Genomic DNA, 20,395 nt, shown 5'->3' on the forward strand with positions numbered 1-20,395 from the left:
CCGGACGACGACCGGTGACGCCGCTCAGCCCGACCGGTCGACCTGCTCCACCAGCACCGCGCGGGACGGGTCCACCTCCTCGGGCGGGGTGATGCCCAGGTCGGCGAGGTGGCTCAGCAGGAGTGGGCGGTCGAGCCGGTCCCGGATGCGCCGGGCGCGGTACCGGTCGACGTCCTCGAAGGGCAGCGGCGTCCCCGAGGCGTGCCAGGACCACCGCCCGTCCGTGGCCGACGCCGAGAGCGTCCGCTGCGGTGCCAGCGGTGGCTCGCCGTCCGGGCCGGTGACCCACAGCTGGGTCGCGGCGTGAGCGGGCCCGTAGGGCGGGACGTGCTGGGCCATGACGTGCTGCACCCCCAGCCGCCGGGCGACGACCACGGCGGAGGCAGTGGGGTCGCCACCGTGCGGGGCGTCGTTCAGGTAGGCGGTCCACCGGCCCGCGGGCAGCAGGAGCTCCCGACGCCAGGGCGACTCCCCGGGCAGCAGCTCCGCCAGGCCACGCTCAGGGCCCTCGACGACCCGCGTCCGTTGCCCCAGACCGCTCCGCCACGCCACCAGGTCGGCGAGCACGACGTCCACCGGTGCGGCGAGGAACTGCACCATGCACCCCGCGGGGTGCGCCGAGCCGCCGAGGAGTCCGGTCACCACGCCAGACCACCACACGGGACCACCACACCGGACCACCGCGCCACGACCGGGACGGCCGACGGGACGCCGGCCGACCCACCCCCTCCGGGTCCCACAATTCCGGATTGGGCTTCAGCCCACGCCGTGGCGGCCGTTACTGCTGTCAGCGCGCCGTCCCGGGCGAGCCCGGAGAGCGGAGACCCTGCTGTGTTCCCCAGTCGCAACGCCCGCGTCGTCGATGCCCCTCCCGCGGACGACCTGGGCCAGGACGTCGACGCCGTGGCCGCGGTCATCGCCGCGCTGGCCCAGGCCACCGACACCAAGGGCGCCGTCGTGGCTGCGCTGACCGCGGTGCGGGAGGCCTTCGGGTACGCCTACGGCTCGCACTGGGTCATCGACCCCGCCGACGACACCCTGCACTTCTCCTCCGACTCGGGCTCGGTCAGCCCGGAGTTCGCCGCGGTCACCGCGACGGCCACCTTCGCGCGCGGCGTCGGCCTCTCCGGGCGGGCGTGGGCGACCCGGGACCTGGTCGTCACGGCCAACCTCGGCGAGATGACCGACTGCGTGCGGGCACCGGTGGCCCAGAAGGTCGGGGTGCGCTCGGGCATCTGCTTCCCGCTGTTCAGCGAGGGCAAGGTGACCGGGACGATGGACTTCTTCTGCATGAAGGAGCTCACCCCCTCCCCCCGCCGGTTGACCACGCTGCGCTGCGTGGGGACGCTGGTCTCCCAGGCCATCGCCCGGTTCGCCGCCGTGGCCGCCGATGCCAAGACCGCCCAGGACGTCGCCGCGGTCACCCAGGTGCTCCAGCAGCTGACCCTCACCGACGACGCCGACTCGGCCCTGCAGATCGCCCTGGACACGATCCGCGCCGAGTTCGGCTGGGCCTACGGCTCCTTCTGGCGGGTCGACACCTCGGCGCGGGTGCTGCGGTTCGAGCGGGAGTCCGGCGACGCCGGGCCCGAGTTCCGCGCCGTGACGCTGTCGGCGACCTTCGCGCCGGGCGTCGGGCTGTCCGGGCGCACCTGGGCCAGCCGCGACCTCTTCTTCGTGCCCGACCTGGGTCAGATGACCGACTGCGTGCGGGCACCCGTCGCCCAGCGCGCCGGGGTGAAGTCCGGCGTCTGCATCCCCGTGGTGTGCGACGGGGAGATCATCGGCACGATGGACTTCTTCGCCACCTGGACGATGGTGCTCTCCCCCGGCCGCGAGGCCGCCCTGCGCAACACCGCGTTCCTGCTGGGCCAGACGCTCAACCGGATCGCCTCCACCGACCGGCTGTCCACCGCCGGACGGGAGCTCGTGCTGTCCATCGAGGAGGTCGAGCGCAACGTCCTCTCGGCGACCAACGTCGCCAGCGAGGGCCGCACCCTGGCCGAGGAGGCCAACCGGGTCGTCGCCGAGCTCGGCGCCTCCAGCCGACAGGTCGGCAAGGTCGCCCAGACCATCGACAACATCGCCGCCCAGACCAACCTGCTCGCCCTCAACGCCACCATCGAGGCCGCCCGCGCAGGCGAAGCCGGCAAGGGCTTCGCGGTCGTGGCCAACGAGGTCAAGGAGCTGGCCCGGGAGACCGCCGTGGCCACCACCGACGTCAGCGCGAAGATCACCGCCATCCAGGAGCAGGTCGACGCCGTCGTCAGCTCCCTGGCCTCGATCGGCACCGTCATCGAGACGATCAACGAGACCCAGGCGGTCATCGGCGGGGTGCTGACCGAGCAGGTCGCGGTGACCCGGGCGATCCTGGGCTGAGCACGACGGCGCCCGTGCCCGCCGGACCCGGGGCGCGTGCGTTGCCGCCGTCACGACCCCGGCGGCCCGCACCCGGGCGGCCAGCTCGGGGTCGGCGTGGTCGCCGGGCTCGACGCCGGCGGCCCGCAGCGCCTCGTGGTGCCGCGGCGAGGCCGCACCGACGACCCGAGCGTGTGGTGTCGAGCGGAGGCGCCCGTGGATCAGCGGACGGCGGACCGGGCCCGCGCGCTGACCAGGTCGACGGCCAGGGTGAGCAGCACCATCGCCACCAGCACGGTGGCCACGGCAGGCCAGTCGAAGGACGCGGTCTCCGCCGAGAGCAGGACCCCGATCCCCCCGGCCCCGAGCAGACCGACCAGCACCGAGTCCCGGACGGCCACCTCCCACCGGTAGAGGGCGAAGGCCAGGGTGGGCCCGACGGCGCGGGGTGCGGTGCCGACCAACCACGCGCCGACCGGCCGCGCACCGAGGGCGTCCAGCGCGGCCCGGGGGCGGGGGTCGAGCTCCTCGACGACCTCGGCGGTGAGCCGTCCCAGCACCCCGAGCGTGTACAGCCCCAGCGCGAGCGCCCCCGGCAGCACACCGGGCAGGAACACGAAGAGCACCACCAGCGCCCAGACCGGCGGCGGCACGGCGCGCAGCACGAGCAGCACCGCCCGGACGGCGACACCCGCCACCCGCCGGCCCGGCCCGGCGCCCGGGCCCGGGTGGGCGGCCACGCCGGACAGCGCCACCGCCCCGGTGAGGGCCACCGCGATCGCGACGACCGACATCTGCAGCGTCTCCACCGACAGGGCGACCACCCGACGCAGCAGCTCGCCGTCCACGGCCGGCGGCCAGGCCGCGGCCAGCACGTGGCCGACCTGCTCGCGGGCCCGGGCGCCGACCAGGGTGCGCACGTCCAGCGCCAGGTACCAGGCCGACCAGCCGACCAGCACCAGCACGCCGGCCACCGCGCCGACCAGCACCCGGTCCCGGCGCAGCACCCCGGCCGGCGCCTGGGCGGGGGCGGCCAGCCGGCGGCGCACCGCCCGCCCGCCGACGTCGGCGAGCAGGCACAGCAGCGCGATCGCGTAGACCGCCGTCCAGACCTGCGGCCAGCGCAACGACTGGAAGGACAACGACAGCTGGTTCCCCAGCCCGCCGGCTCCGATCAGGCCCAGCACGACGGCGGAGCGGACGGCGCACTCCAGCCGGTAGAACGCGTAGGCCAGGAGCCCGCCGGCCGCGGGGGGCAGCAGGCCGTAGAGCACCGCGGCGGACCGGGACGCACCGGCGGCCCGCAGCGCGTCGTGCCCGCCCCGGGGGACCTCGTCGACCAGGTCGGCGAACACCTTGGCGGTGACCGCGCCGTACGGGATGCCGATGGCGAGCACCCCGACCCACGGGTCCAGGCCCAGCACGTTGACCAGCAGCAGTCCCCAGACCGCCTCGTGCAGACCGCGCGGGACGGCGAGCGCACCCCGGGTGAGGGTCCAGCCCAGGCGTCGTCGTCCCCAGGTGGTGCGGGCGACGGCGACCGCACCGAGCGCGCCCAGCACGACCGCCAGGCCCGCCCCGAGCGCGGCGTAGGCGACGGTGACCAGCGCGGCGCCGCCGAGCACGGCGAGGAGGTCCCCGCTCAGGTCCGGGTGCACCGCCCCGGCGGCGAACCGGCCCGCCTGGGACAGCCCCGCCGGGTTGAGCACGTCCCCGGTGAGGGCACCGGTGCCGGCCAGCGACCACAGCACGAGTGCGACGGCGCCCAGTCCCCAGGCCCACCGGCGACGGTCCCGGACCAACGGGGCGACCGCCCGCGGACGCTCGAGCACCGTCACCGGGTCACCCCGTAGAAGGCCTCGAGCGCGCGCAGGTCCAGGTCGGCGGCGGGCCGGTCCAGCACCACCCGGCCGGCGACCAGACCGACCACCCGGTCGCAGTGCCGCAGCGCGAGCGCCGGGTCGTGCAGGCAGGCCACGAGCGCGCCGCCGGTGTCGGCGGCCAGCCCGGCGAGCACCTCCAGCGCGGTGTCGGCCAGCGCCGGGTCCAGCGCGGACGCCGGCTCGTCGGCGAGCACCAGCTCGGGCCGCTGCACCAGCACCCGGGCCAGGGCGACCCGCTGCTGCTGACCCCCCGACAGCCGGTCGGTGCGGTCGAAGACCCGGTCGGCGAGCCCGACCCGGTCCAGCGCGGCGACGACGTCCTCGACGCCCTGGGGTCGCAGCAGCGACCAGCCGGCCCGGGCGGCCGACCAGGACCCCAGCCGTCCGGCGTTGACGTTGTGCACCACCCGCAGCGGCCCGACCAGGTCCAGCTGCTGGTGCACGGTGCCCACCCGGGAGCGCAGCCGGCGCAGCCCGGCACCGGACAGCCCGGTCGGGTCGGCGCCGAGCACCCGCACCGCGCCGTCGGTGGGGGTGAGGGTGCCGTTGGCGACGCCCAGCAGCGTGGACTTCCCGGCACCGGAGGCGCCCACGACCGCCACCCGCTCGCCGGCGTGGACGGTGAGGTCGACGCCGGCGAGCGCGGTGGTCCGGCCGCGGACGACGGTGACCCCGTCCAGCTGCAGGACCGTGCTCAGCTGACCAGCCCCAGGTCGCGGCCGATCTCCTCGATCTGGTCGTACGCCGAGGCCCCGGTCGGGATGAACGACCCTGCCCCGAAGAGCTCGAGCACCTCGTCGTCGGCCGGCAGCCCGGTGAGCCACGCCAGCACCCGGTCGGGCAGGTCCTCCCCCAGCCGCTGGACCGCGTCGGGCCCGAGCAGCCAGTGGTAGTCGTGGTACCCCGGCGTCCGGGCGTACCGGACGACGGCGGGGTCGACCGTGCCCTCGGCCTGCCGGGAGGTCCACACCTGCTCGTTGAGCACCCCGGCCTGGTAGCTGCCCGAGGCCACCAGGGCCAGCGTCGCGTCGTGCGAGCCGGAGAACCCGGGGCCGCCCGGGAAGCCCTGCGGGTCCACACCGGCCTGCTGCAGGAACCAGGCGGGCATCAACCGGCCCGAGGTCGAGGTCTCGCTGCCGTAGGTGAACCGCAGCCCGGCCAGCGCTCCGAGGTCCTCGGCAGGGGCCAGCCCGGTGGCGGTGTTGACGACGAAGACGGAGTGGAAGTCGGCGTCGATGTCGCGCTGGGCGACCGGGACCGCACCGGGGGTCTGCAGCCGGGCCTGGACGCCGGTGAGGCCGCCGAACCAGACCAGGTCCAGGTCGCCGGTGCGGAACAGGGACACCGCGGCGGCGTAGTCGGTGACGGGCTCGTAGACGACGTCGAGGTCCAGGGCGGCCGACGCCGAGTCGGCGACCGCGCCGTACAGCCGGGCGAGGACCTCGGGGTCCTGGTCGGGGATGGCGCTGATCGTGAGGGTGTCGCGCCCGGACGACGAGCCGGAGACCGGGGACTCCCGGCCCCCGCAGGCGGTGAGGGCGGCAGCGAGGGCGACGCCGGAGGCACCCAGGAAGGAGCGCCGGGTCAGCGGGGGTGCGAGGACGGGGCCACCCGACCGGGCGACGCGGGGACCGCGCACTACGACTGCTCGGCGGGTCGGGGGGACGGTCGTCGGGACACGGGGCCTCCTGGGTCGGGTCTCCTGGAGCAGGTCTCCTGGAGGGGACACCCCCATCCTGCGGCCACCACCGCGGGCCAGCCCGTCGGTGCACCGGGGCCCCCGCTCGACCGGTGCGGCCGCCCGGCACGGACGCACCAGCGGGTAGAACGGTCCAGGACCCCCCCCACCCCACCGCACAGCCCCACCGCCGAACGGAGTGCCGCGATGCCCGGTCCCCACCCGTCGTCAGCCGGCCCGGAGGAGCCCCCGGCCCCGGACCGGTCGGCATCCGAGGGCCACGTGGGCCGCATCCAGTCCGGCGGGCTGGACGCCCCGGACGACCCGACGGACCCCGACCTGCCGGCGAACCGGCCGGGGGGCACCGAGGTGCTCGCCGGGGCGGCCGGCGTCGAGCCCCGGCGGGGACTGGACCGGCACCGCATCGTGTCCGCGGCGGTCGCGTTCATCGACGAGCACGGACTGCCCGAGCTCAGCATGCGCAAGCTGGGGACCGCGCTCGGGGTGGAGGCCATGGCCCTCTACCGGTACGTCCCCGGCCGCGAGGACCTGCTGGACGGGGTGGTCGAGATGGTGGTGGACGAGCTGTACGCCGACCCCGACGTCTACTTCGAGCCCCGCCACGGATGGCACGACTACCTGCACCGCCTGGCCCACGGGTTGCGCCGGATCGCCCTGGCACACCCGGCGGTGTTCCCCCTGGTGGCGACCCGGCCACCGGCCGCCCCCTGGGTGCGGCCCCCGCTGCGCAGCCTGCGCTGGGTCGAGTCCTTCCTGTCCGCGCTGACCAGCCACGGGTTCACCGACGACCAGGCCGTGGAGGCCTACCGGGCCTACTCCAGCTTCCTGCTCGGGCACCTGCTGCTGGAGGTGGCCCAGCGTGGGGTCGCGATCAACGCGATCGACGACCCCGACGGCGACCCGTCGGCCGCGATCGGGGACATGGACGCCTATCCCCTCATCGTGCGGCTGCAGCCCTCGCTGGCCCAGGACGAGACCGTGGCGGAGTTCGAGGAGTCGCTGGAGCACCTGGTCGAGCGCCTGGACGCCATCCTGGCGAAGGCACCCCGCCCCGAGACCGGCGGGTCCGCCGCCCGTGGAACGACTACACCGTAAACAATCGACGGCCGCACTTGTTTACGGTGTATCTGGGTGGGCACTGAGGAGTCGTCTCGCCGGGTTGTGACGCTCAGCCCGGGACGCGCACGGCGACTGTCAGTCGCACGCCGCGCAGCGCACGACCGCCGCGCGACCCCCACCCCACCCGCACCGCCGGCCCGCCCGGCCGATGTGGGCTGCTCACCTCCGGGAGCACACGTGATCACCGAGAACGACATCAGCACCGTCATCGGCGCCGACGCCGTCGACACCGACGGCGACGAGATCGGCACCGTCTCCGAGGTCTACCTCGACGACCAGTCCGGACGCCCCGAGTGGGCGACGGTCACGACCGGCCTGTTCGGCACCAAGGAGACCTTCATCCCGCTGGCCCAGGCCGAGCTGTCCGGGGGCTCCCTGCGGTTCCCCTACGACAAGGCCACGGTGTCCGACGCCCCGAAGATCGAGGCCGAGGGCCACCTGTCCCCGGAGGAGGAGACCGAGCTCTACCGCTACTACGGCGTCGGCGAGGCCACCACGCAGACCGCCGGCACGACGGAGACCACGGACCGCTCCGCCGCGCTGTCCGGCGACCAGCGCGAGGACCGCCGGGACGCCCCCGGCACCGTCGGCCACGACACCTCCGGCCCCACCACGGACGACGCCATGACCCGCTCCGAGGAGCGGCTCACCGTCGGCACCGAGTCCGTGGAGACCGGGCGGGCCCGGCTGCGCAAGCACGTCGTCACCGAGAACGTGACCCGCACCGTGCCGGTCTCCCACGAGGAGGTCCGCATCGAGCGCGAGCCGATCACCGAGCACGAGGTCACCCTCCACGCCGAGCGTCCGGTCGTGCAGAAGGAGACCGTGCCCGTCGAGCGGGTCCAGCTGGACACCCGGACCGTCACCGACCAGGAGACGGTGGCCGAGACCGTCGCGCACGAGGAGATCGAGCAGGTCGAGGACGACGTCGTCCCGACCGGGCGCGACCACCGGGACTGAGCTCCGCCCGAACCACCTGAGCACCCCGCCGGCACCGCCGGCGGAGCACCAGACCCGCAGGGCCGGTCACGACCGGCCCTGCGGGTCCCACCCCTGCCCCCGGTGACCGCACCGCGCCCTCCCGGCGCCGACGGCCGGGGGTCCCACCCCAGCACCAGCTCAGGAGAGCCATGTCTTCCACCAGCCAGTCGTTCCGGGACCTCCTGGACACCGTCATCCAGTTCCTGCCCAAGCTCATCGGCTTCCTGCTGATCCTGGTGATCGGCTACGTGATCGCCAAGGCGCTGCAGAAGATCGTCGACAAGGTCCTCGAGAAGGTCGGCTTCGACGCCGCCGTCGAGAAGGGCGGCATCAAGAAGGCCCTGGCGAAGTCCCAGTACGACGCCTCCGACATCCTCGCCAAGATCGTCTTCTACGCGGTCATGCTCTTCGTGCTGTCCACCGCGTTCGGCGTCTTCGGCCAGAACCCGATCAGCGACTACCTGTCGGCGATCATCGGCTACCTGCCCAAGGTCTTCGTCGCGATCCTGATCCTGGTCATCGCCTCCGCCGTCGCGGCCGGGGTCAAGCTGCTCGTCCAGTCCGCCCTGGGCGGCCTGTCCTACGGCAAGGTGCTGGCCAACGTCGCCTCCACCGTCATCCTGGCCCTGGGTGTCATCGCCGCGCTGGACCAGCTGCAGATCGCCCAGAACGTCGTGAACGCCGTGCTGTACGCCTCGCTGGCCGCGGTCGTCGGCATCGCGGTCGTCGCCGTCGGTGGCGGTGGCATCGCCCCGATGCGGGCTCGCTGGGAGTCCGCCCTGGCCGCGGTCGAGGCCGAGGCCCCCGAGGCCGAGCGCGCTGCCCGTCAGACCGGTTCCCCCGCCGACGCCGTCGAGGCCGAGGCCGAGGCGCAGCAGTACCGCAGCTGACGCTGCCGCCGGCAGGGCGCGGGTCCGCGACCCGCGCCCTGCCGGCACCTCCCCCGCCGCCCGACCGCCCCGGGATCAGCGGGAGGCGACGATCTCGGCCAGGTCGTCCAGCACCAGGTCGGCGCCCGAGGGGCCCAGCCCCAGGAACCAGCGGCTGTCGTCGATCTCGTGCTCGGCACCGGCCTGCACCGCGGGCAGCGTCGTCCAGAGCCCGCCGGACTGCACGGACGCCGACTCCGCCTGCCCGGTCTCCCCGAACCCCGGGGACCAGAAGACGACGTCGGAGGTGACCAGGGCCAGCGACTCCGGGGTCAGCTCGACCCGGTTGTCGGTGGTGTCCAGCGCCGCGGGCCAGACGAAGCCGATGTCGTCGAGCACGCTGCCGATGAACGACCCGCGGGCGTAGGCCCGGATCTCCCCGGCGCCCATGAACCGCAGCACGGCCACCTCGGTGCCGGCCGGGTCGCTCCAGGCGGCCGCGATCTCCCCCACCCGCCGGTCGTAGTCGGCCAGCTGCTCCTCCGCCTGCGCCGTCATCCCCAGGGCCTCCGCGGAGAGCAGGAAGTTCTCCTTCCAGACCGCACCCAGCTCGGCGGACATCACGGTCGGGGCCAGTTCGGACAGCTGGTCGTAGATCGCCTCGTGCCGGATCGCGTTGGTCAGGATCAGGTCCGGTCGCAGCGCGGCGACGGCCTCCAGGTCCGGCTCGGCGATGGACCCGACGACCTCGACGTCCGCGGCGTCGAAGTCGTGGGCGGTCGCGAGCTCCTCCAGCAGGCCCTCGGTCTCCACGGTGCCGACCGGGACGACGCCGAGCGAGGTGACGGCGTCCAGTTCCCCACTGTCCAGCACGACGACCCGCTCCGGCGTCCCGGCGATCTCGGTGGTGCCCAGCGCGTGCACCACCGACCGGGTCTCCTCCCCGGTCGCCGACTGCGGGCCGGCGTCCTCCGTCGTCGACCCGCAGGCGGTGAGCAGCAGGCCACCCACCGCCGCGAGTGCGATCAGTCCGGTCCGTCGTGCCACGTGGAGCTCCTCTTGTTAGGGGAGCCTCACCTTATCCAGGCAGGCGGTCAGACCGGCAGCCGGTCCTCGTCCACCTGCACCGTCGCACCGGGCTCCTGCCGCGCGGACGCCGCCACCGCGGCCGCCACCGCCTCCGTCGCCGCCGCGTCGAAGACGCTGGGGATGATGTAGTTGGCGTTGAGCTGGTCGTCGCGCACCACCGCGGCCAACGCGTCGGCAGCCGCCAGCAGCATCCCGGGGCGGATCTCCTTGGCCTTGGCGTCCAGCAGCCCGCGGAACACCCCGGGGAACGCCAGCACGTTGTTGATCTGGTTGGGCAGGTCCGACCGGCCCGAGGCGACGACGGCGCAGTACGGCCGGGCGCGGACCGGGTCGACCTCCGGCGTCGGGTTGGCCATCGGGAAGACGATCGCCTTCTCCGCCATCCCGGCCAGCGCCTCGACCGGCAGCACGTTGCCCGCACTGACCCCGATGAACACGTCGGCGCCGACGAGGGCGTCGGGCAGCTCACCGCGGCGGCACTCGGGGTTGGTCCGCTGCGCCAGCTCGTGCTTGGCCGGGGAGAGCCGGTCGTCGTCCGGGGACAGGACGCCCTCGCGGTCCCACACCAGCACGTGCTGCGCGCCGGCCTCCAGCAGCAGCGAGACGATCGCCGTCCCGGCTGCGCCGCCGCCGGCGACGACCACCCGGACGTCGGCCAGCTGCTTGTCCACCACCCGCAGCGCGTTGCGCAGCGCGGCCAGGGCGACGATCGCCGTGCCGTGCTGGTCGTCGTGGAAGACCGGGATGTCCAGCTTCGCGCGCAGCCGGGCCTCGATCTCGAAGCAGCGGGGCGCGGCGATGTCCTCGAGGTTGATGCCGCCGAAGCCGGGGGCGATGAGCTCGACGGTGCGGACGATCTCGTCGACGTCCTGGGTGTCCAGGCAGATCGGCCAGGCGTCGATGTCGGCGAACCGCTTGAACAGCGCGGCCTTGCCCTCCATCACCGGCAGCGAGGCACCGGGCCCGATGTCGCCCAGCCCGAGCACGGCCGACCCGTCGGTGACCACGGCGACCGTGTTGCCCTTGATGGTCAGCCGGCGGACGTCCTCGGGGTGGTCGGCCAGCGCCAGGCAGACCCGGGCCACGCCGGGGGTGTAGGCCATCGACAGGTCGTCGCGGGTCTTGAGCGGCACCTTGGAGACGACCTCGATCTTGCCGCCCAGGTGCAGCAGGAAGGTCCGGTCGCTGACCTTGCGGACGTGCACGTCGTCCACGGCGTCCAGCGCGGCGACGACCTCCTCGGAGTGCGCGGCGTCCGCGGCCGAGCAGGTGACGTCCACGGTCAGCCCGTCCGAGCGGGACTCGACGACGTCGATCGCGGTCACCGCGCCGCCGGCCGAGCCGACCGCGGTGGCGATCCGGCCGATGGTGGCCGGGTCGCCGTCGGCGGAGAGCCGGACGGTGATCGAGTAGGACGCCGAGGTGACGGGTCCGCGGGCCGGCGGCGCCGCCGCCGGGGTCTCGGCGGGCGTCTGGGCTGGGGTCTGGGTGTCGGTGCTCATGGCACGAGCGATCCTGCCGACCCCCGGACGGCCGGTCCACCCCCTCCCGGCCGACCGTTGTGACCGCAATCCCACTGTCCGCCCGACTAGCTTGCGTCGCTGACTAGTGGTCGCTAGCTTCTAGTCATGGCCGACGACGACGTGCCCACCGAGTGGCTCCGGGCGGTGCTGCCCCTGGCGGTGCTGGCCGTGGTCGCCGAGGAGGAGACCTACGGCTACGCGGTCGCCCAGCGGCTGCAGGCCGGTGGTCTCGGCGCCGTCAAGGGCGGCACCCTCTACCCGGTGCTCAACCGGCTGGAGGCCGAGGGGCTGCTCACCTCGTCCTGGCGCGAGGGCGTCGGCGGGCCCGGCCGCAAGTTCTTCGCCGTCACCACGGCCGGCCGCGACCACCTGGACCGCCGCTCGGCGGCCTGGCACACCTTCACCGAGCGGGCCGGCGGCCTGCTCCCGGACCCGAGGAGCGCCCGATGAGCACCTCCGTCACCGACGTCTGGCAGCAGCGGCTCGTGGCGGCGCTCCGCGCCCGCCGGGTGCCCGCCGAGCGGATCGGCGAGGTCCTGGCCGAGGTCGACAGCCACGTGGCCGAGACCGGCGAGGACCCCACCGAGGCCTTCGGCACCCCCCGGGAGTACGCCGCCTCGCTCACCCACGAGCACCGCCGCGACCGGCCGGCACTGCTCGTCCTGGAGGCGCTCAGCGGCGCCGCCGCCGGGTGGTTCGTCGCCGTCGGCGCGGTGACCCTGCTGCGCGGCGGGGAGTTCGCCGGGATGCCCTGGTGGGTGCTGGTGCCGCTGGGCCTGCTGCTCGGCGTCCCCGGCGGCCTCCGGATCGCCGGGCGCGCCCGACAGGTGCGCGACCCCCGCACCGGCGCACCGCTGACGCCGACCCCCCGGCGGGCCCTGGTGACGATCACCGGGACCCTCCTGGCCCTGGCTCTCGTGGTCGCCGGCATCGCGGTGGCACTCACGTGACCGGCACCCCCGACGCGACACCCCACCGCCCGACGCGCGACCCCGAGGAGCACCCGATGACCGCTGCCCCGACGCCCCGGACGACCTCCGACTACCGCCAGTCCCTCGTGCTGCACCTGCGCCTGCATGAGGTCCCGCCGGACCGGATCGGCGAGATCGTCGCCGAGGTCGAGAGCCACGTGGCCGAGACCGGCGAGGACCCGACCGAGGCCTTCGGCACCCCCCGCGAGTACGCCGCGAGCCTCACCGACGAGCACCGCAAGCCGCCGTGGTGGTGGACGACGACCACCCTGGTGCTGGCCGCGGCGGCCGGCTGGCTGATCGGCCAGGGCGCCTTCGCCCTCCTGCTCGACGAGCCCTACCTGGGCCGGTCGGGCTGGCTGTGGCTGGCCACCGGGGTGGTCGTCGGCGTCCCGCCGGCGTACCTGGTCGCCCGGCGGGCCCGTGAGGTGCTGGACCCGCGCACCGGGGAGCCGCTGGTGCGGACCCCCCGGTGGGCGGTGCTGGTGTTCTTCGCCATCCCGTTCGCGATCGTGCTGCTCGGCTGGGCGGCCATCGAGCTGGCGAACTGACCCCCGCGCCCCCGCGGGAGGGGCTCAGCCGACGAGCAGGGCACCCGCGTGGACCCGCCGGGAGGCGACCCGCACCCCGAGGGCGACCAGGACGACGGCGGCGGCACCGAGCGCGGCGACGGTGACCGGCGTCGGGCCCCCGGCGGCGGCGATGGCGACCAGTCCCCACACGACGGCGGCGGCGAACGGCCCGGCCGCGACGTGGGCGCGGAGGACGACGAGGGAACCGACCAGCGCGACGGCGACCATCGCGGCCACCGCCCAGACCTCCGAGGAGGTGGTGGCCGGGTCGGCGCCGAGCGCCACGCCGGTGTTGCCGACCTGGGCCACCGGGGCGACGGTCACCCAGCCCAGCAGCAGACCGGCCGTGGCCGCGGGCAGCGCCCGGGCCCAGCCGCGCAGGTCGGCCCGGACCTCCTCGCGCTGCAGCCGGGCGAAGCCGACGGCGGCGGAGGCCGTGATGGCGAAGACGAGCACCTGCGTGACGTACTGCCAGACGCCACCGAAGGGGTAGACGGTCTCCCACACGGCGTTGCCGGCGAAGGCGGCGGCCAGCGGCCAGCCGGTCACCCGGTGCACCAGCCGGGTGCGCTGGGCAGGCAGTGCCTGGTAGACCGCCCAGGCCAGCGAGCCCAGGAAGACGAGCCCCCAGATGCTGAAGGCGTAGCCGGCGGGGGTGACCAGGGAGCGGGCGCCGTCGCTGACGTCGCCCACGCTGTTGCCCGACAGCACCGACCCCAGCGGGCTGCCGACCACCTGGGCGACGGCGGCCAGGACGACGACCACGACCCGGGTGGTGTCCCCGCTCCCGGTGGCCGGGGCTCCTGCGTGTGCCCGGGACCCCTGCTGCAGGCCTGTGCTGGTCATGATCTGCTCCTCCTGCACCTCGACGGTGCGGCCTCTCGACGACCATGTCTCTCTACCGTCGAAGGACTTGTCGCAAACCCGCAGGTGGAGGTGATCGTGGACCCACTCCGACGTGAGGTCGTGCTGCTGCTGCGCGAGGTGTCGGTGGCCAGCAACCGCACCGCCGCCGTGTTCGGCGAGACCCACGACCTGCACCGCACCGACCTGGACGCCCTCGCCGTCGTGGTCGGCGCCTCGATGGGCGGGGTGGAGATGACCCCGGGCCGGCTGGCCACCCGGCTGCGGCTGTCCTCGGCGGCCACCACCGCCCTCGTCGACCGGCTCGAGCGGGCCGGCCACCTGGTCCGCGAGCGCTCCACCACCGACCGCCGCCAGGTCGTGCTCCGGGTGCAGGACCGGGCCCGGGCCCTGGCCCGGGACTTCTTCACCCCGATGGCCGAGGACGTGGGGGCCGTGATGGCCGACATGACCGAGGACGAGGTGCAGGTCGTGGCCCGGTTCCTGCGCCGGGCCGTCGACGCGCTGGGCCCGCCGACCGACGGGGCCGGGCGCTAGCCCACCAGCCGGGGCACCGGTCCCACGTCGGCGACGTCGACAGCCCGCGCCCAGCGGGCCAGCGCGCGGCCGTCCACCCCGAACCCGGCGGCCACCCCGGCCGCGGCCTCCACGTGGCCGGCACCGCGGTCCAGCAGCGTGCGCGCGCCGGTGCCGTTGCCCCGCGCGGCGTGGGTGAGGCCCACGGCGAGCTGGGCCAGCCCACGCCACAGCTCGCGGGTCTCCGGCGGCCCGGACTTCCAGGCGTCCTCGAAGACCTCGTGGGCGTGGAAGGGCCGGCCGGCGTCGAGCAGCTCCTGGGCCTGGGTCAGCGTGTCCCCGGACGTGCGGACCACGCCCTCGGGCGCGCGCGGCTCCCCCGGTGTCCCGTACGGCAGCGGCCGGCCCAGGCCGTCCCGCGGGCGCGCGTTGCGGGCCCGGCCGTCCTCGTCCCGGTCGCGCACCACGTCAGCGCAGGTGCGTGATCAGCCGGATCGAGACGCCGGCACCGTCCGGGGTGATGTCCACGTGGTCACAGAGCTGGCGGGCCAGCCAGAGGCCCATGCCGCCCTGCGAGAGGTCCTCGCCGTGCGCCGGGCCGTAGCCGATGAACGGGTCGTCCAGGCCGGTGCCGTGATCGGTCACCCGGCAGACCAGGCGCCCCTCCCCGGCCCACAGACGCAGGTCGACCGGGGGCCGGCCGTGCCGCAACGCGTTGGTGGTCATCTCGTCCACGGCGAGCAGGAAGTCCTCGACCCGGGTCTCGTGGGTCTCCAGCAGCCCCTCGTCGGCGGCCCGGGTGGCCAGCGCCCGGCGCAGGCCCCGCAGGTCACGGACGGCGTGCTCGGCGACCAGCGGCTCGCTGTCCTCCAGCGGCTCGCCGGGGACCTCCAGGGTCTCCAGGAAGACCGCCGGGTCCTGGTGGTCGGGGTTCGCGACCTCGGCGGCGCCGCGCAGCAGCACCGGGTGGGTGGCCCGGGCGCTCTCCAGCAGCGGGGCGGCTTCGCGGCGGGCGTCGTGCAGGCAGGCCACGCACAGCGGCTCGGTGGCCGCGACGTGGTCCAGCACCGCCTCGAACCGCTGCCACTCCCGCCAGGTGTCCGGGTCGTCCCCGGCCATCGGCTCGATGAGGACCCGCACCACGTCGGAGGGCCCGGGCCGCAACCGGGCGGCGAGCCGACGCAGCGCCGTCACCGCCGCCGGGGCGCCACCGCCGAACACCTCGATCCAGTCCACGAAGACGACCGGGTGGCCGGCCAGCGCCGGACGCAACAGCTCGGCCACCGGGGCCGACACCACCACGACCGCGACCTGCCCCGCGTCGATCCCGTCACACAGGAAGCCGGGCGCAGCCGCCAGCACGGCGGCGTCGTCCTCGACGAGCAGCGCGGCGTGCGGCGAGCAGCCGTCCTCGTCGTCCACGTCTGTCCCCGTCCGTCCTGGCGCCGGTCTCGGTCCGGCGTCCGTCCCGGACTACCCGGCCACGGGCAGGCTAGGCGTCGGGTCGGACGTGACTTGCACCGAGCCCTCCCCGGGGGACGCGGGTTGCCCCGACGGCCGACCGTGTGCACCCTGGTGGACGAGGACGGCCCGCCACCGCGAGCCGCCCCCGCACCGACCCGCGGTCGTCCACGACCGGTCCGGACCTGGAGGGGGTGGCCCTTGGCCACGGTTCTCGCTCATCAGCACGCCCATCGGCAGGACGACCGCCCCCTCGACGACGTCGGGGAGGCGCTGGCCCACGTGGCCGCCCGCGCCCTCGTCGCCGCCGACCCGGGCCCCGTCGGCCTGGAGCTCGAGGCGCACCTCGTCGACCGGCACACCCCCGGCGCACGTGTCCCGTGGGCGCGGATCACCCGGCTGGTCGCCGGGCTGGCGCCGCTGCCCGGGGGCAGCCGGGTGACCCTGGAGCCGGGCGGTCAGGTCGAGCTGTCCGGACCGCCGTACGGCGACGTGGCCGCCGCCGTCGCCGCTCTGCGCACCGACAGCGCCGCCCTCGCCCGCGCCCTGGCCGCGGACGGGCTGGCGCTGGCCGCGCTGGGCACGGACCCGCTGCGCCCGGCGTCCCGGGTCAGCCCCGGGCCCCGTTACCTGGCCATGGAGCAGCACTTCGCCGCGATCGGCTGCCCCGGCGCGGGTGCGGCGATGATGACCTCCACGGCCTCGCTGCAGGTGAACCTGGAGGCGGGACCCGCGGCGGGCTGGGTGGACCGGGTGGGCCTGGCCCACGCGCTGGGACCGGTGCTGGTGGCGGTGTCGGCGTGCTCGCCCTGGCTGCAGGGCCGGGACACCGGCTGGGTCTCGGGCCGCCAGCAGGTCTGGGGCGACCTGGACCAGGCCCGCTGCGGGCCGCTGCTGGGGCGGGGCGACCCGGCCGACGAGTGGGCGGAGTACGCGCTGGCCGCGCCGGTGATGCTGGTCCGCTTCACCGACGCGGGCGGCGCGGAGCCGGTGACCGGCCCGGTCTCGTTCGCCGACTGGGTCCGCGGCCGGCCCGAGCTGGGTGGCCGGCGGCCCACCGCCGCGGACCTGGACTACCACCTGACCACGCTCTTCCCGCCGGTCCGGCTGCGCGGGTTCCTCGAGGTCCGCTACCTCGACGCCGCCCCGGAGCCCTGGTGGCCGGCCCTGGCCGCGGTGACCGCGACCCTGCTCGACGACCCGGTCGCCGCCGACCTGGCCGCCGCGGCCTGCGCCCCCGTCGCCGGCCGCTGGGACGACGCCGCCCACCACGGCCTGACCGACCCCGACCTGCACACCGCCGCCACGGCCTGCCTGGCCGCGGTGGCCGACCGCGTCCCGCCCGCGCTGCGCCCGGAGGTGCACGCCCTCGCCGAGCTGGTGGCCGCCGGCCGCAGCCCCGGGGACGCCGTCGCCGACACCGCCCGGGCCGCCGGCCCGGCCGCCGCCCTGCTCGCCGCCTGTCCGGAGGAGGACTCGTGACCGCCCCCTACGAGCTGCTGGTCCGCGATCTCACCGTCGCCCGGGACCGCACCCTGCTGCTCACCGACCTCGACGAGCCCGAGCTGCTGCGCCAGCACGACCCGCTGATGAGCCCGATGGTCTGGGACCTCGCCCACATCGGGCAGCAGGAGGACCTGTGGCTGCTGCGCGGCGGCGAGGCCGGCCGGCCCGGCGTGCTGCCGGTGCAGGTCGAGGCGCTCTACGACGCCTTCACGCACCCGCGCGCCGTCCGCGCCGCGCTGCCGCTGCTCCCGCCGGTCGAGGCCCGCGGCTACGTCGCCGCAGTCCGGGACCGGGTGCTGGACCGGATCGCCACGGCCACCCCCGACGACGACCCCTTCGACGTCGCGATGGTGGTCAGCCACGAGGAGCAGCACGGCGAGACGATGCTGCAGACCCTGCAGCTGCGCCGCGGGCCCGCCCTGCTGGGGACCGGTGCGGCGCTCCCGCCCGGGCGCCCCGGCGTGGCCGGCACCAGCGTGCTGGTGGCCGGCGGGCCGTTCGAGCTGGGCGTGGACGGCACGAGCGAGCCGTTCAGCCTGGACAACGAGCGGCCGGCACACACCGTCGACGTCCCCGCCTTCCGGATCGGCCGGGTCCCGGTCACCAACGCCGAGTACGCCCGGTTCGTCGCCGACGGCGGCTACACGACGGCGCGCTGGTGGTCGGCCCGCGGCTGGGCGCACGTCGCGGACGCTGGGCTGCAGCGGCCGATGTCCTGGCACGCCGACGGCACCCGGACCCGGTTCGGGGTCGTCGAGGAGGTGCCCGGCGACGAGCCGGTCCAGCACGTGACCCACTTCGAGGCGGAGGCCTACGCCACCTGGGCGGGTGCCCGGCTGCCCACCGAGCAGGAGTGGGAGAAGGCCGCCGTCTGGGACCCGACGACCGGTCGCCGCCGCCGGTTCCCGTGGGGCGACACCGAGCCCACCCCGACGCTGGTCAACAGCGGCGGGACGGCGCTGCGCCCGGCTCCGGTGGGCGCCTACCCGGCCGGCGCCTCCCCGTACGGCGTCGAGCAGCTGCTGGGCGACGTCTGGGAGTGGACCGCCTCGGACTTCACCGCCTGGCCCGGCTTCACCCCGATGCTCTACGCGCAGTACTCCGAGCCGTTCTTCGGCGGCGACTACAAGGTGCTGCGCGGCGGCTCCTGGGCGGTCGGTGCCTCCGTGCTGCGGCCCAGCTTCCGCAACTGGGACCACCTGCAGCGCCGCCAGGTCTTCAGCGGGTTCCGGCTGGCCTGGGACGCGTAGGCAGCCGCATGTGCAGACACCTCGCCTGGCTCGGACGACCCCGGACGCTGTCGTCCCTCGTCCTGGAACCGCCGTCGGCCCTGGTCGTGCAGTCCTACGCACCCCGCCGCCAGCGGCACGGCACCGTCAACGCCGACGGCTGGGGCGTGGGCTGGTGGGCCCCCGACCGGCCCGGGCCGGCGCGCTGGCGGTCGGCGTCCCCGCTGTGGGGCTCGGCGTCCTTCGCCTCGGTGGCGCCCGCGGTGTCCTCGCGCTGCGTGCTGGCCGCGGTCCGGTCGGCCACCGTCGGGATGCCGATCGACGAGTCCGCCGCCGCACCGTTCACCGACGGCCGGTGGCTGCTCTCGCACAACGGCCGGGTCGAGCGGTCGGTGCTGCCGCCGGCCCCGGGGGCGGAGTCGGTCTGCGACAGCGCCCAGCTGGCGGCCCTCGTCTTCGCCCGCGGCCTCGACGCCCTCGGTGACGTCGTCCGGGAGGTGGGCGCCGCCGACCCGACCGCACGACTGAACCTGCTGGCCGCCGACGGCACCCGGCTGCTGGCCACCACCTGGGGCGACACCCTCTCGGTGCTGACCACCGAGGAGGGCACCGCCCTGGCCAGCGAGCCCTGGGACGACGACCCCCGCTGGACCGACGTCCCCGACCGCCACCTGGTGTCCGTCACCCCCGACGGCACCGCCCTGACGCCCCTCGACGACGCGCCACCGACCACCCAGCACGCCACCCCAGACCCGGGAGGACCCCCATGAGCTTCACCCTGACCGACCACCTCGGCCCCGTCGACGCCGGCGCCGCACTCCGCGCCGACGTCACCGCCGGCCTGACCGCGACGCCCAAGACGCTGCCGCCGACCTGGTTCTACGACGAGCGCGGCAGCGAGCTCTTCGACGACATCACCCGGCTGCCGGAGTACTACCCGACCCGGGCCGAGCGCTCGATCCTGGACGAGCACGCCGACGAGATCGCGGTGCTGTCGGGCGCGGACACCCTGGTCGAGCTCGGCAGCGGGACGTCGGAGAAGACCCGGCTGCTGCTCACCGCGCTGACCACGGCCGGTACGCTGCGCCGCTTCGTGCCCTTCGACGTCGACCCGTCCGTCCTGCGGCACGCCGGCGCGGTCATCGGCGAGGAGTTCCCCGACCTCGCCGTGGACGCCGCGGTCGGCGACTTCACCCAGCACCTGGGCGAACTGCCCCGGGAGGGACGGCGGCTGGTCGCCTTCCTGGGCTCGACCATCGGCAACCTGGAGCCGGGCCCGCGGGCGGCGTTCCTGACCTCGGTCGGGGCGATGCTGGACCCCGGCGACTGGTTCCTGCTGGGCACCGACCTGGTCAAGGACACCGACCGGCTGGTCGCCGCCTACGACGACGCCGCCGGGGTGACCGCGGCGTTCAACAAGAACGTCCTCGCCGTGGTCAACCGGGAGCTCAAGGCCGACGTCGACCTGGACGCCTTCGACCACGTCGCCCGCTGGGACGCCGGGAACAGCTGGGTCGAGATGCTGCTGCGCTCCCGCCGCGACCAGGTCGTGCACGTGGCCGGCCTGGACCTGGACGTGCCGTTCGCCGCCGGGGAGGACCTGCGCACCGAGGTGTCGACCAAGTTCCGGGTCGAGCAGGTGGTCGCCGAGCTGGACGCCGCCGGGCTGCGGGCGGCGGAGACCTGGACCGACCCCGACGGCGACTTCGCCGTCACCCTGGCGACACCCCGGTAGCCCGCGTCCCGGCGGCGCGC

The 20,395-nt window shown here is 75.4% G+C and carries 21 protein-coding genes; 12 read left to right on the forward strand and 9 right to left on the reverse strand.

The genetic code is table 11. From position 1 onward, the window contains the following. Positions 1–24: 24 nt before the first annotated feature. On the reverse strand, positions 25–645 hold the full coding sequence (locus ASG41_RS04845) for a hypothetical protein (protein WP_056290819.1): 621 nt from the start codon (positions 643–645) through the stop codon (positions 25–27). A gap of 186 nt (positions 646–831) precedes the next feature. Between ASG41_RS04845 and ASG41_RS25165 the strand changes: the two genes are divergently transcribed. Next, the gene (locus ASG41_RS25165) at positions 832–2,379 is read left to right on the forward strand and encodes a methyl-accepting chemotaxis protein (RefSeq protein WP_056290823.1); all 1,548 of its coding nucleotides are present in this window, start codon (positions 832–834) and stop codon (positions 2,377–2,379) included. A gap of 200 nt (positions 2,380–2,579) precedes the next feature. Here ASG41_RS25165 and ASG41_RS04855 read toward each other — a convergent pair whose 3' ends face one another. Genes ASG41_RS04855 through ASG41_RS04865 form a run of 3 tightly spaced genes read right to left on the reverse strand, consistent with a single transcriptional unit; the run spans position 2,580 to position 5,880 of the window. Next, positions 2,580–4,196, reverse strand: coding sequence for an ABC transporter permease (locus ASG41_RS04855; protein ID WP_056290827.1), 1,617 nt, complete (start codon positions 4,194–4,196; stop codon positions 2,580–2,582). Further along, complete coding sequence (locus ASG41_RS04860; RefSeq protein WP_056290911.1) at positions 4,193–4,939, reverse strand: phosphonate ABC transporter ATP-binding protein; 747 nt, start codon at positions 4,937–4,939, stop codon at positions 4,193–4,195. The genes ASG41_RS04855 and ASG41_RS04860 overlap by 4 nt, the downstream gene beginning before the upstream one ends. Further along, complete coding sequence (locus tag ASG41_RS04865; RefSeq protein WP_235564490.1) at positions 4,936–5,880, reverse strand: putative selenate ABC transporter substrate-binding protein; 945 nt, start codon at positions 5,878–5,880, stop codon at positions 4,936–4,938. The genes ASG41_RS04860 and ASG41_RS04865 overlap by 4 nt, the downstream gene beginning before the upstream one ends. A 246-nt stretch (positions 5,881–6,126) precedes the next feature. On the opposite strand from ASG41_RS04865, the gene ASG41_RS04870 reads away from it, so the two are divergent. The 3 genes from ASG41_RS04870 (at position 6,127) to ASG41_RS04880 (ending at position 8,930) form a co-directional block, all read left to right on the forward strand. Beyond that, a complete protein-coding gene (locus ASG41_RS04870) occupies positions 6,127–7,035 on the forward strand; it encodes a TetR/AcrR family transcriptional regulator (protein ID WP_082556581.1) in 909 nt (302 codons plus the stop codon). Positions 7,036–7,236: 201 nt separating this feature from the next. Then, entirely contained in the window at positions 7,237–8,019 is a 783-nt protein-coding gene (locus tag ASG41_RS04875) for a DUF2382 domain-containing protein (protein ID WP_056290829.1), read from the forward strand. Positions 8,020–8,189: 170 nt separating this feature from the next. Beyond that, entirely contained in the window at positions 8,190–8,930 is a 741-nt protein-coding gene (locus ASG41_RS04880; RefSeq protein ID WP_056290831.1) for a hypothetical protein, read from the forward strand. Between the two features lie 75 nt (positions 8,931–9,005). Here ASG41_RS04880 and ASG41_RS04885 read toward each other — a convergent pair whose 3' ends face one another. Both ASG41_RS04885 and ASG41_RS04890 read right to left on the reverse strand, forming a co-directional pair. Continuing rightward, positions 9,006–9,956, reverse strand: coding sequence for an ABC transporter substrate-binding protein (locus ASG41_RS04885; RefSeq protein ID WP_056290833.1), 951 nt, complete (start codon positions 9,954–9,956; stop codon positions 9,006–9,008). Positions 9,957–10,003: 47 nt separating this feature from the next. Then, positions 10,004–11,500 (reverse strand): NAD-dependent malic enzyme, encoded by a 1,497-nt coding sequence (locus ASG41_RS04890; protein ID WP_082556582.1) that lies wholly within the window; start codon positions 11,498–11,500, stop codon positions 10,004–10,006. A 126-nt stretch (positions 11,501–11,626) separates the two neighbouring features. Between ASG41_RS04890 and ASG41_RS04895 the strand changes: the two genes are divergently transcribed. The 3 genes from ASG41_RS04895 to ASG41_RS04905 are packed head-to-tail and all read left to right on the forward strand — an operon-like array spanning position 11,627 to position 13,043. Further along, positions 11,627–11,971: a PadR family transcriptional regulator gene (locus ASG41_RS04895; RefSeq protein WP_056290834.1), complete on the forward strand. Its 345-nt coding sequence runs from the start codon at positions 11,627–11,629 to the stop codon at positions 11,969–11,971. Next, the gene (locus ASG41_RS04900; protein ID WP_056290836.1) at positions 11,968–12,471 is read left to right on the forward strand and encodes a hypothetical protein; all 504 of its coding nucleotides are present in this window, start codon (positions 11,968–11,970) and stop codon (positions 12,469–12,471) included. Before ASG41_RS04895 ends, ASG41_RS04900 begins: the two co-directional genes overlap by 4 nt. A gap of 56 nt (positions 12,472–12,527) precedes the next feature. Then, the gene (locus ASG41_RS04905) at positions 12,528–13,043 is read left to right on the forward strand and encodes a hypothetical protein (RefSeq protein ID WP_157519036.1); all 516 of its coding nucleotides are present in this window, start codon (positions 12,528–12,530) and stop codon (positions 13,041–13,043) included. A 24-nt stretch (positions 13,044–13,067) separates the two neighbouring features. Here ASG41_RS04905 and ASG41_RS04910 read toward each other — a convergent pair whose 3' ends face one another. Next, on the reverse strand, positions 13,068–13,910 hold the full coding sequence (locus tag ASG41_RS04910; protein ID WP_157519038.1) for a tryptophan-rich sensory protein: 843 nt from the start codon (positions 13,908–13,910) through the stop codon (positions 13,068–13,070). 96 nt (positions 13,911–14,006) lie between these two features. Between ASG41_RS04910 and ASG41_RS04915 the strand changes: the two genes are divergently transcribed. Then, positions 14,007–14,465, forward strand: a complete 459-nt coding sequence (locus ASG41_RS04915) for a MarR family winged helix-turn-helix transcriptional regulator (protein ID WP_200938732.1) — start codon at positions 14,007–14,009, stop codon at positions 14,463–14,465. Here the strand turns inward: ASG41_RS04915 and ASG41_RS04920 are convergent. Continuing rightward, entirely contained in the window at positions 14,462–14,908 is a 447-nt protein-coding gene (locus ASG41_RS04920; RefSeq protein WP_235564492.1) for a DUF309 domain-containing protein, read from the reverse strand. The genes ASG41_RS04915 and ASG41_RS04920 overlap by 4 nt on opposite strands. 4 nt (positions 14,909–14,912) lie before the next feature. Further along, the gene (locus ASG41_RS04925) at positions 14,913–15,866 is read right to left on the reverse strand and encodes an anti-sigma factor RsbA family regulatory protein (protein ID WP_056290846.1); all 954 of its coding nucleotides are present in this window, start codon (positions 15,864–15,866) and stop codon (positions 14,913–14,915) included. Between the two features lie 240 nt (positions 15,867–16,106). Between ASG41_RS04925 and egtA the strand changes: the two genes are divergently transcribed. Genes egtA through egtD form a run of 4 tightly spaced genes read left to right on the forward strand, consistent with a single transcriptional unit; the run spans position 16,107 to position 20,375 of the window. Beyond that, complete coding sequence (gene egtA / locus ASG41_RS04930; RefSeq protein ID WP_056290848.1) at positions 16,107–17,387, forward strand: ergothioneine biosynthesis glutamate--cysteine ligase EgtA; 1,281 nt, start codon at positions 16,107–16,109, stop codon at positions 17,385–17,387. Beyond that, entirely contained in the window at positions 17,384–18,661 is a 1,278-nt protein-coding gene (gene egtB / locus ASG41_RS04935) for an ergothioneine biosynthesis protein EgtB (RefSeq protein ID WP_056290850.1), read from the forward strand. The genes egtA and egtB overlap by 4 nt, the downstream gene beginning before the upstream one ends. A gap of 8 nt (positions 18,662–18,669) precedes the next feature. Further along, positions 18,670–19,410 carry an ergothioneine biosynthesis protein EgtC gene (gene egtC, locus ASG41_RS04940; RefSeq protein WP_056290852.1) on the forward strand — a complete coding sequence of 247 codons (741 nt, stop codon included), beginning with the start codon at positions 18,670–18,672 and terminating at the stop codon, positions 19,408–19,410. Continuing rightward, the gene (gene egtD, locus ASG41_RS04945; protein ID WP_056290854.1) at positions 19,407–20,375 is read left to right on the forward strand and encodes an L-histidine N(alpha)-methyltransferase; all 969 of its coding nucleotides are present in this window, start codon (positions 19,407–19,409) and stop codon (positions 20,373–20,375) included. Before egtC ends, egtD begins: the two co-directional genes overlap by 4 nt. Positions 20,376–20,395 lie beyond the last annotated feature (20 nt).

The organism is Modestobacter sp. Leaf380, from assembly GCF_001424485.1.
Taxonomy (GTDB): Bacteria; Actinomycetota; Actinomycetes; order Mycobacteriales; family Geodermatophilaceae; genus Klenkia.

What these genes read in the sequence shown, in the direction of transcription:
- ASG41_RS04870 (WP_082556581.1), top strand. Translation starts at nt 6,127, where the DNA reads ATGCCCGGTCCCCACCCGTCGTCAGCCGGCCCGGAGGAGCCCCCGGCC.
- ASG41_RS04880 (WP_056290831.1), top strand. Translation starts at nt 8,190, where the DNA reads ATGTCTTCCACCAGCCAGTCGTTCCGGGACCTCCTGGACACCGTCATC.
- ASG41_RS04890 (WP_082556582.1), bottom strand. Translation starts at nt 11,500, where the DNA reads ATGAGCACCGACACCCAGACCCCAGCCCAGACGCCCGCCGAGACCCCG.
- ASG41_RS04895 (WP_056290834.1), top strand. Translation starts at nt 11,627, where the DNA reads ATGGCCGACGACGACGTGCCCACCGAGTGGCTCCGGGCGGTGCTGCCC.
- ASG41_RS04900 (WP_056290836.1), top strand. Translation starts at nt 11,968, where the DNA reads ATGAGCACCTCCGTCACCGACGTCTGGCAGCAGCGGCTCGTGGCGGCG.
- ASG41_RS04905 (WP_157519036.1), top strand. Translation starts at nt 12,528, where the DNA reads ATGACCGCTGCCCCGACGCCCCGGACGACCTCCGACTACCGCCAGTCC.
- ASG41_RS04910 (WP_157519038.1), bottom strand. Translation starts at nt 13,910, where the DNA reads ATGACCAGCACAGGCCTGCAGCAGGGGTCCCGGGCACACGCAGGAGCC.
- egtC (WP_056290852.1), top strand. Translation starts at nt 18,670, where the DNA reads ATGTGCAGACACCTCGCCTGGCTCGGACGACCCCGGACGCTGTCGTCC.
- egtD (WP_056290854.1), top strand. Translation starts at nt 19,407, where the DNA reads ATGAGCTTCACCCTGACCGACCACCTCGGCCCCGTCGACGCCGGCGCC.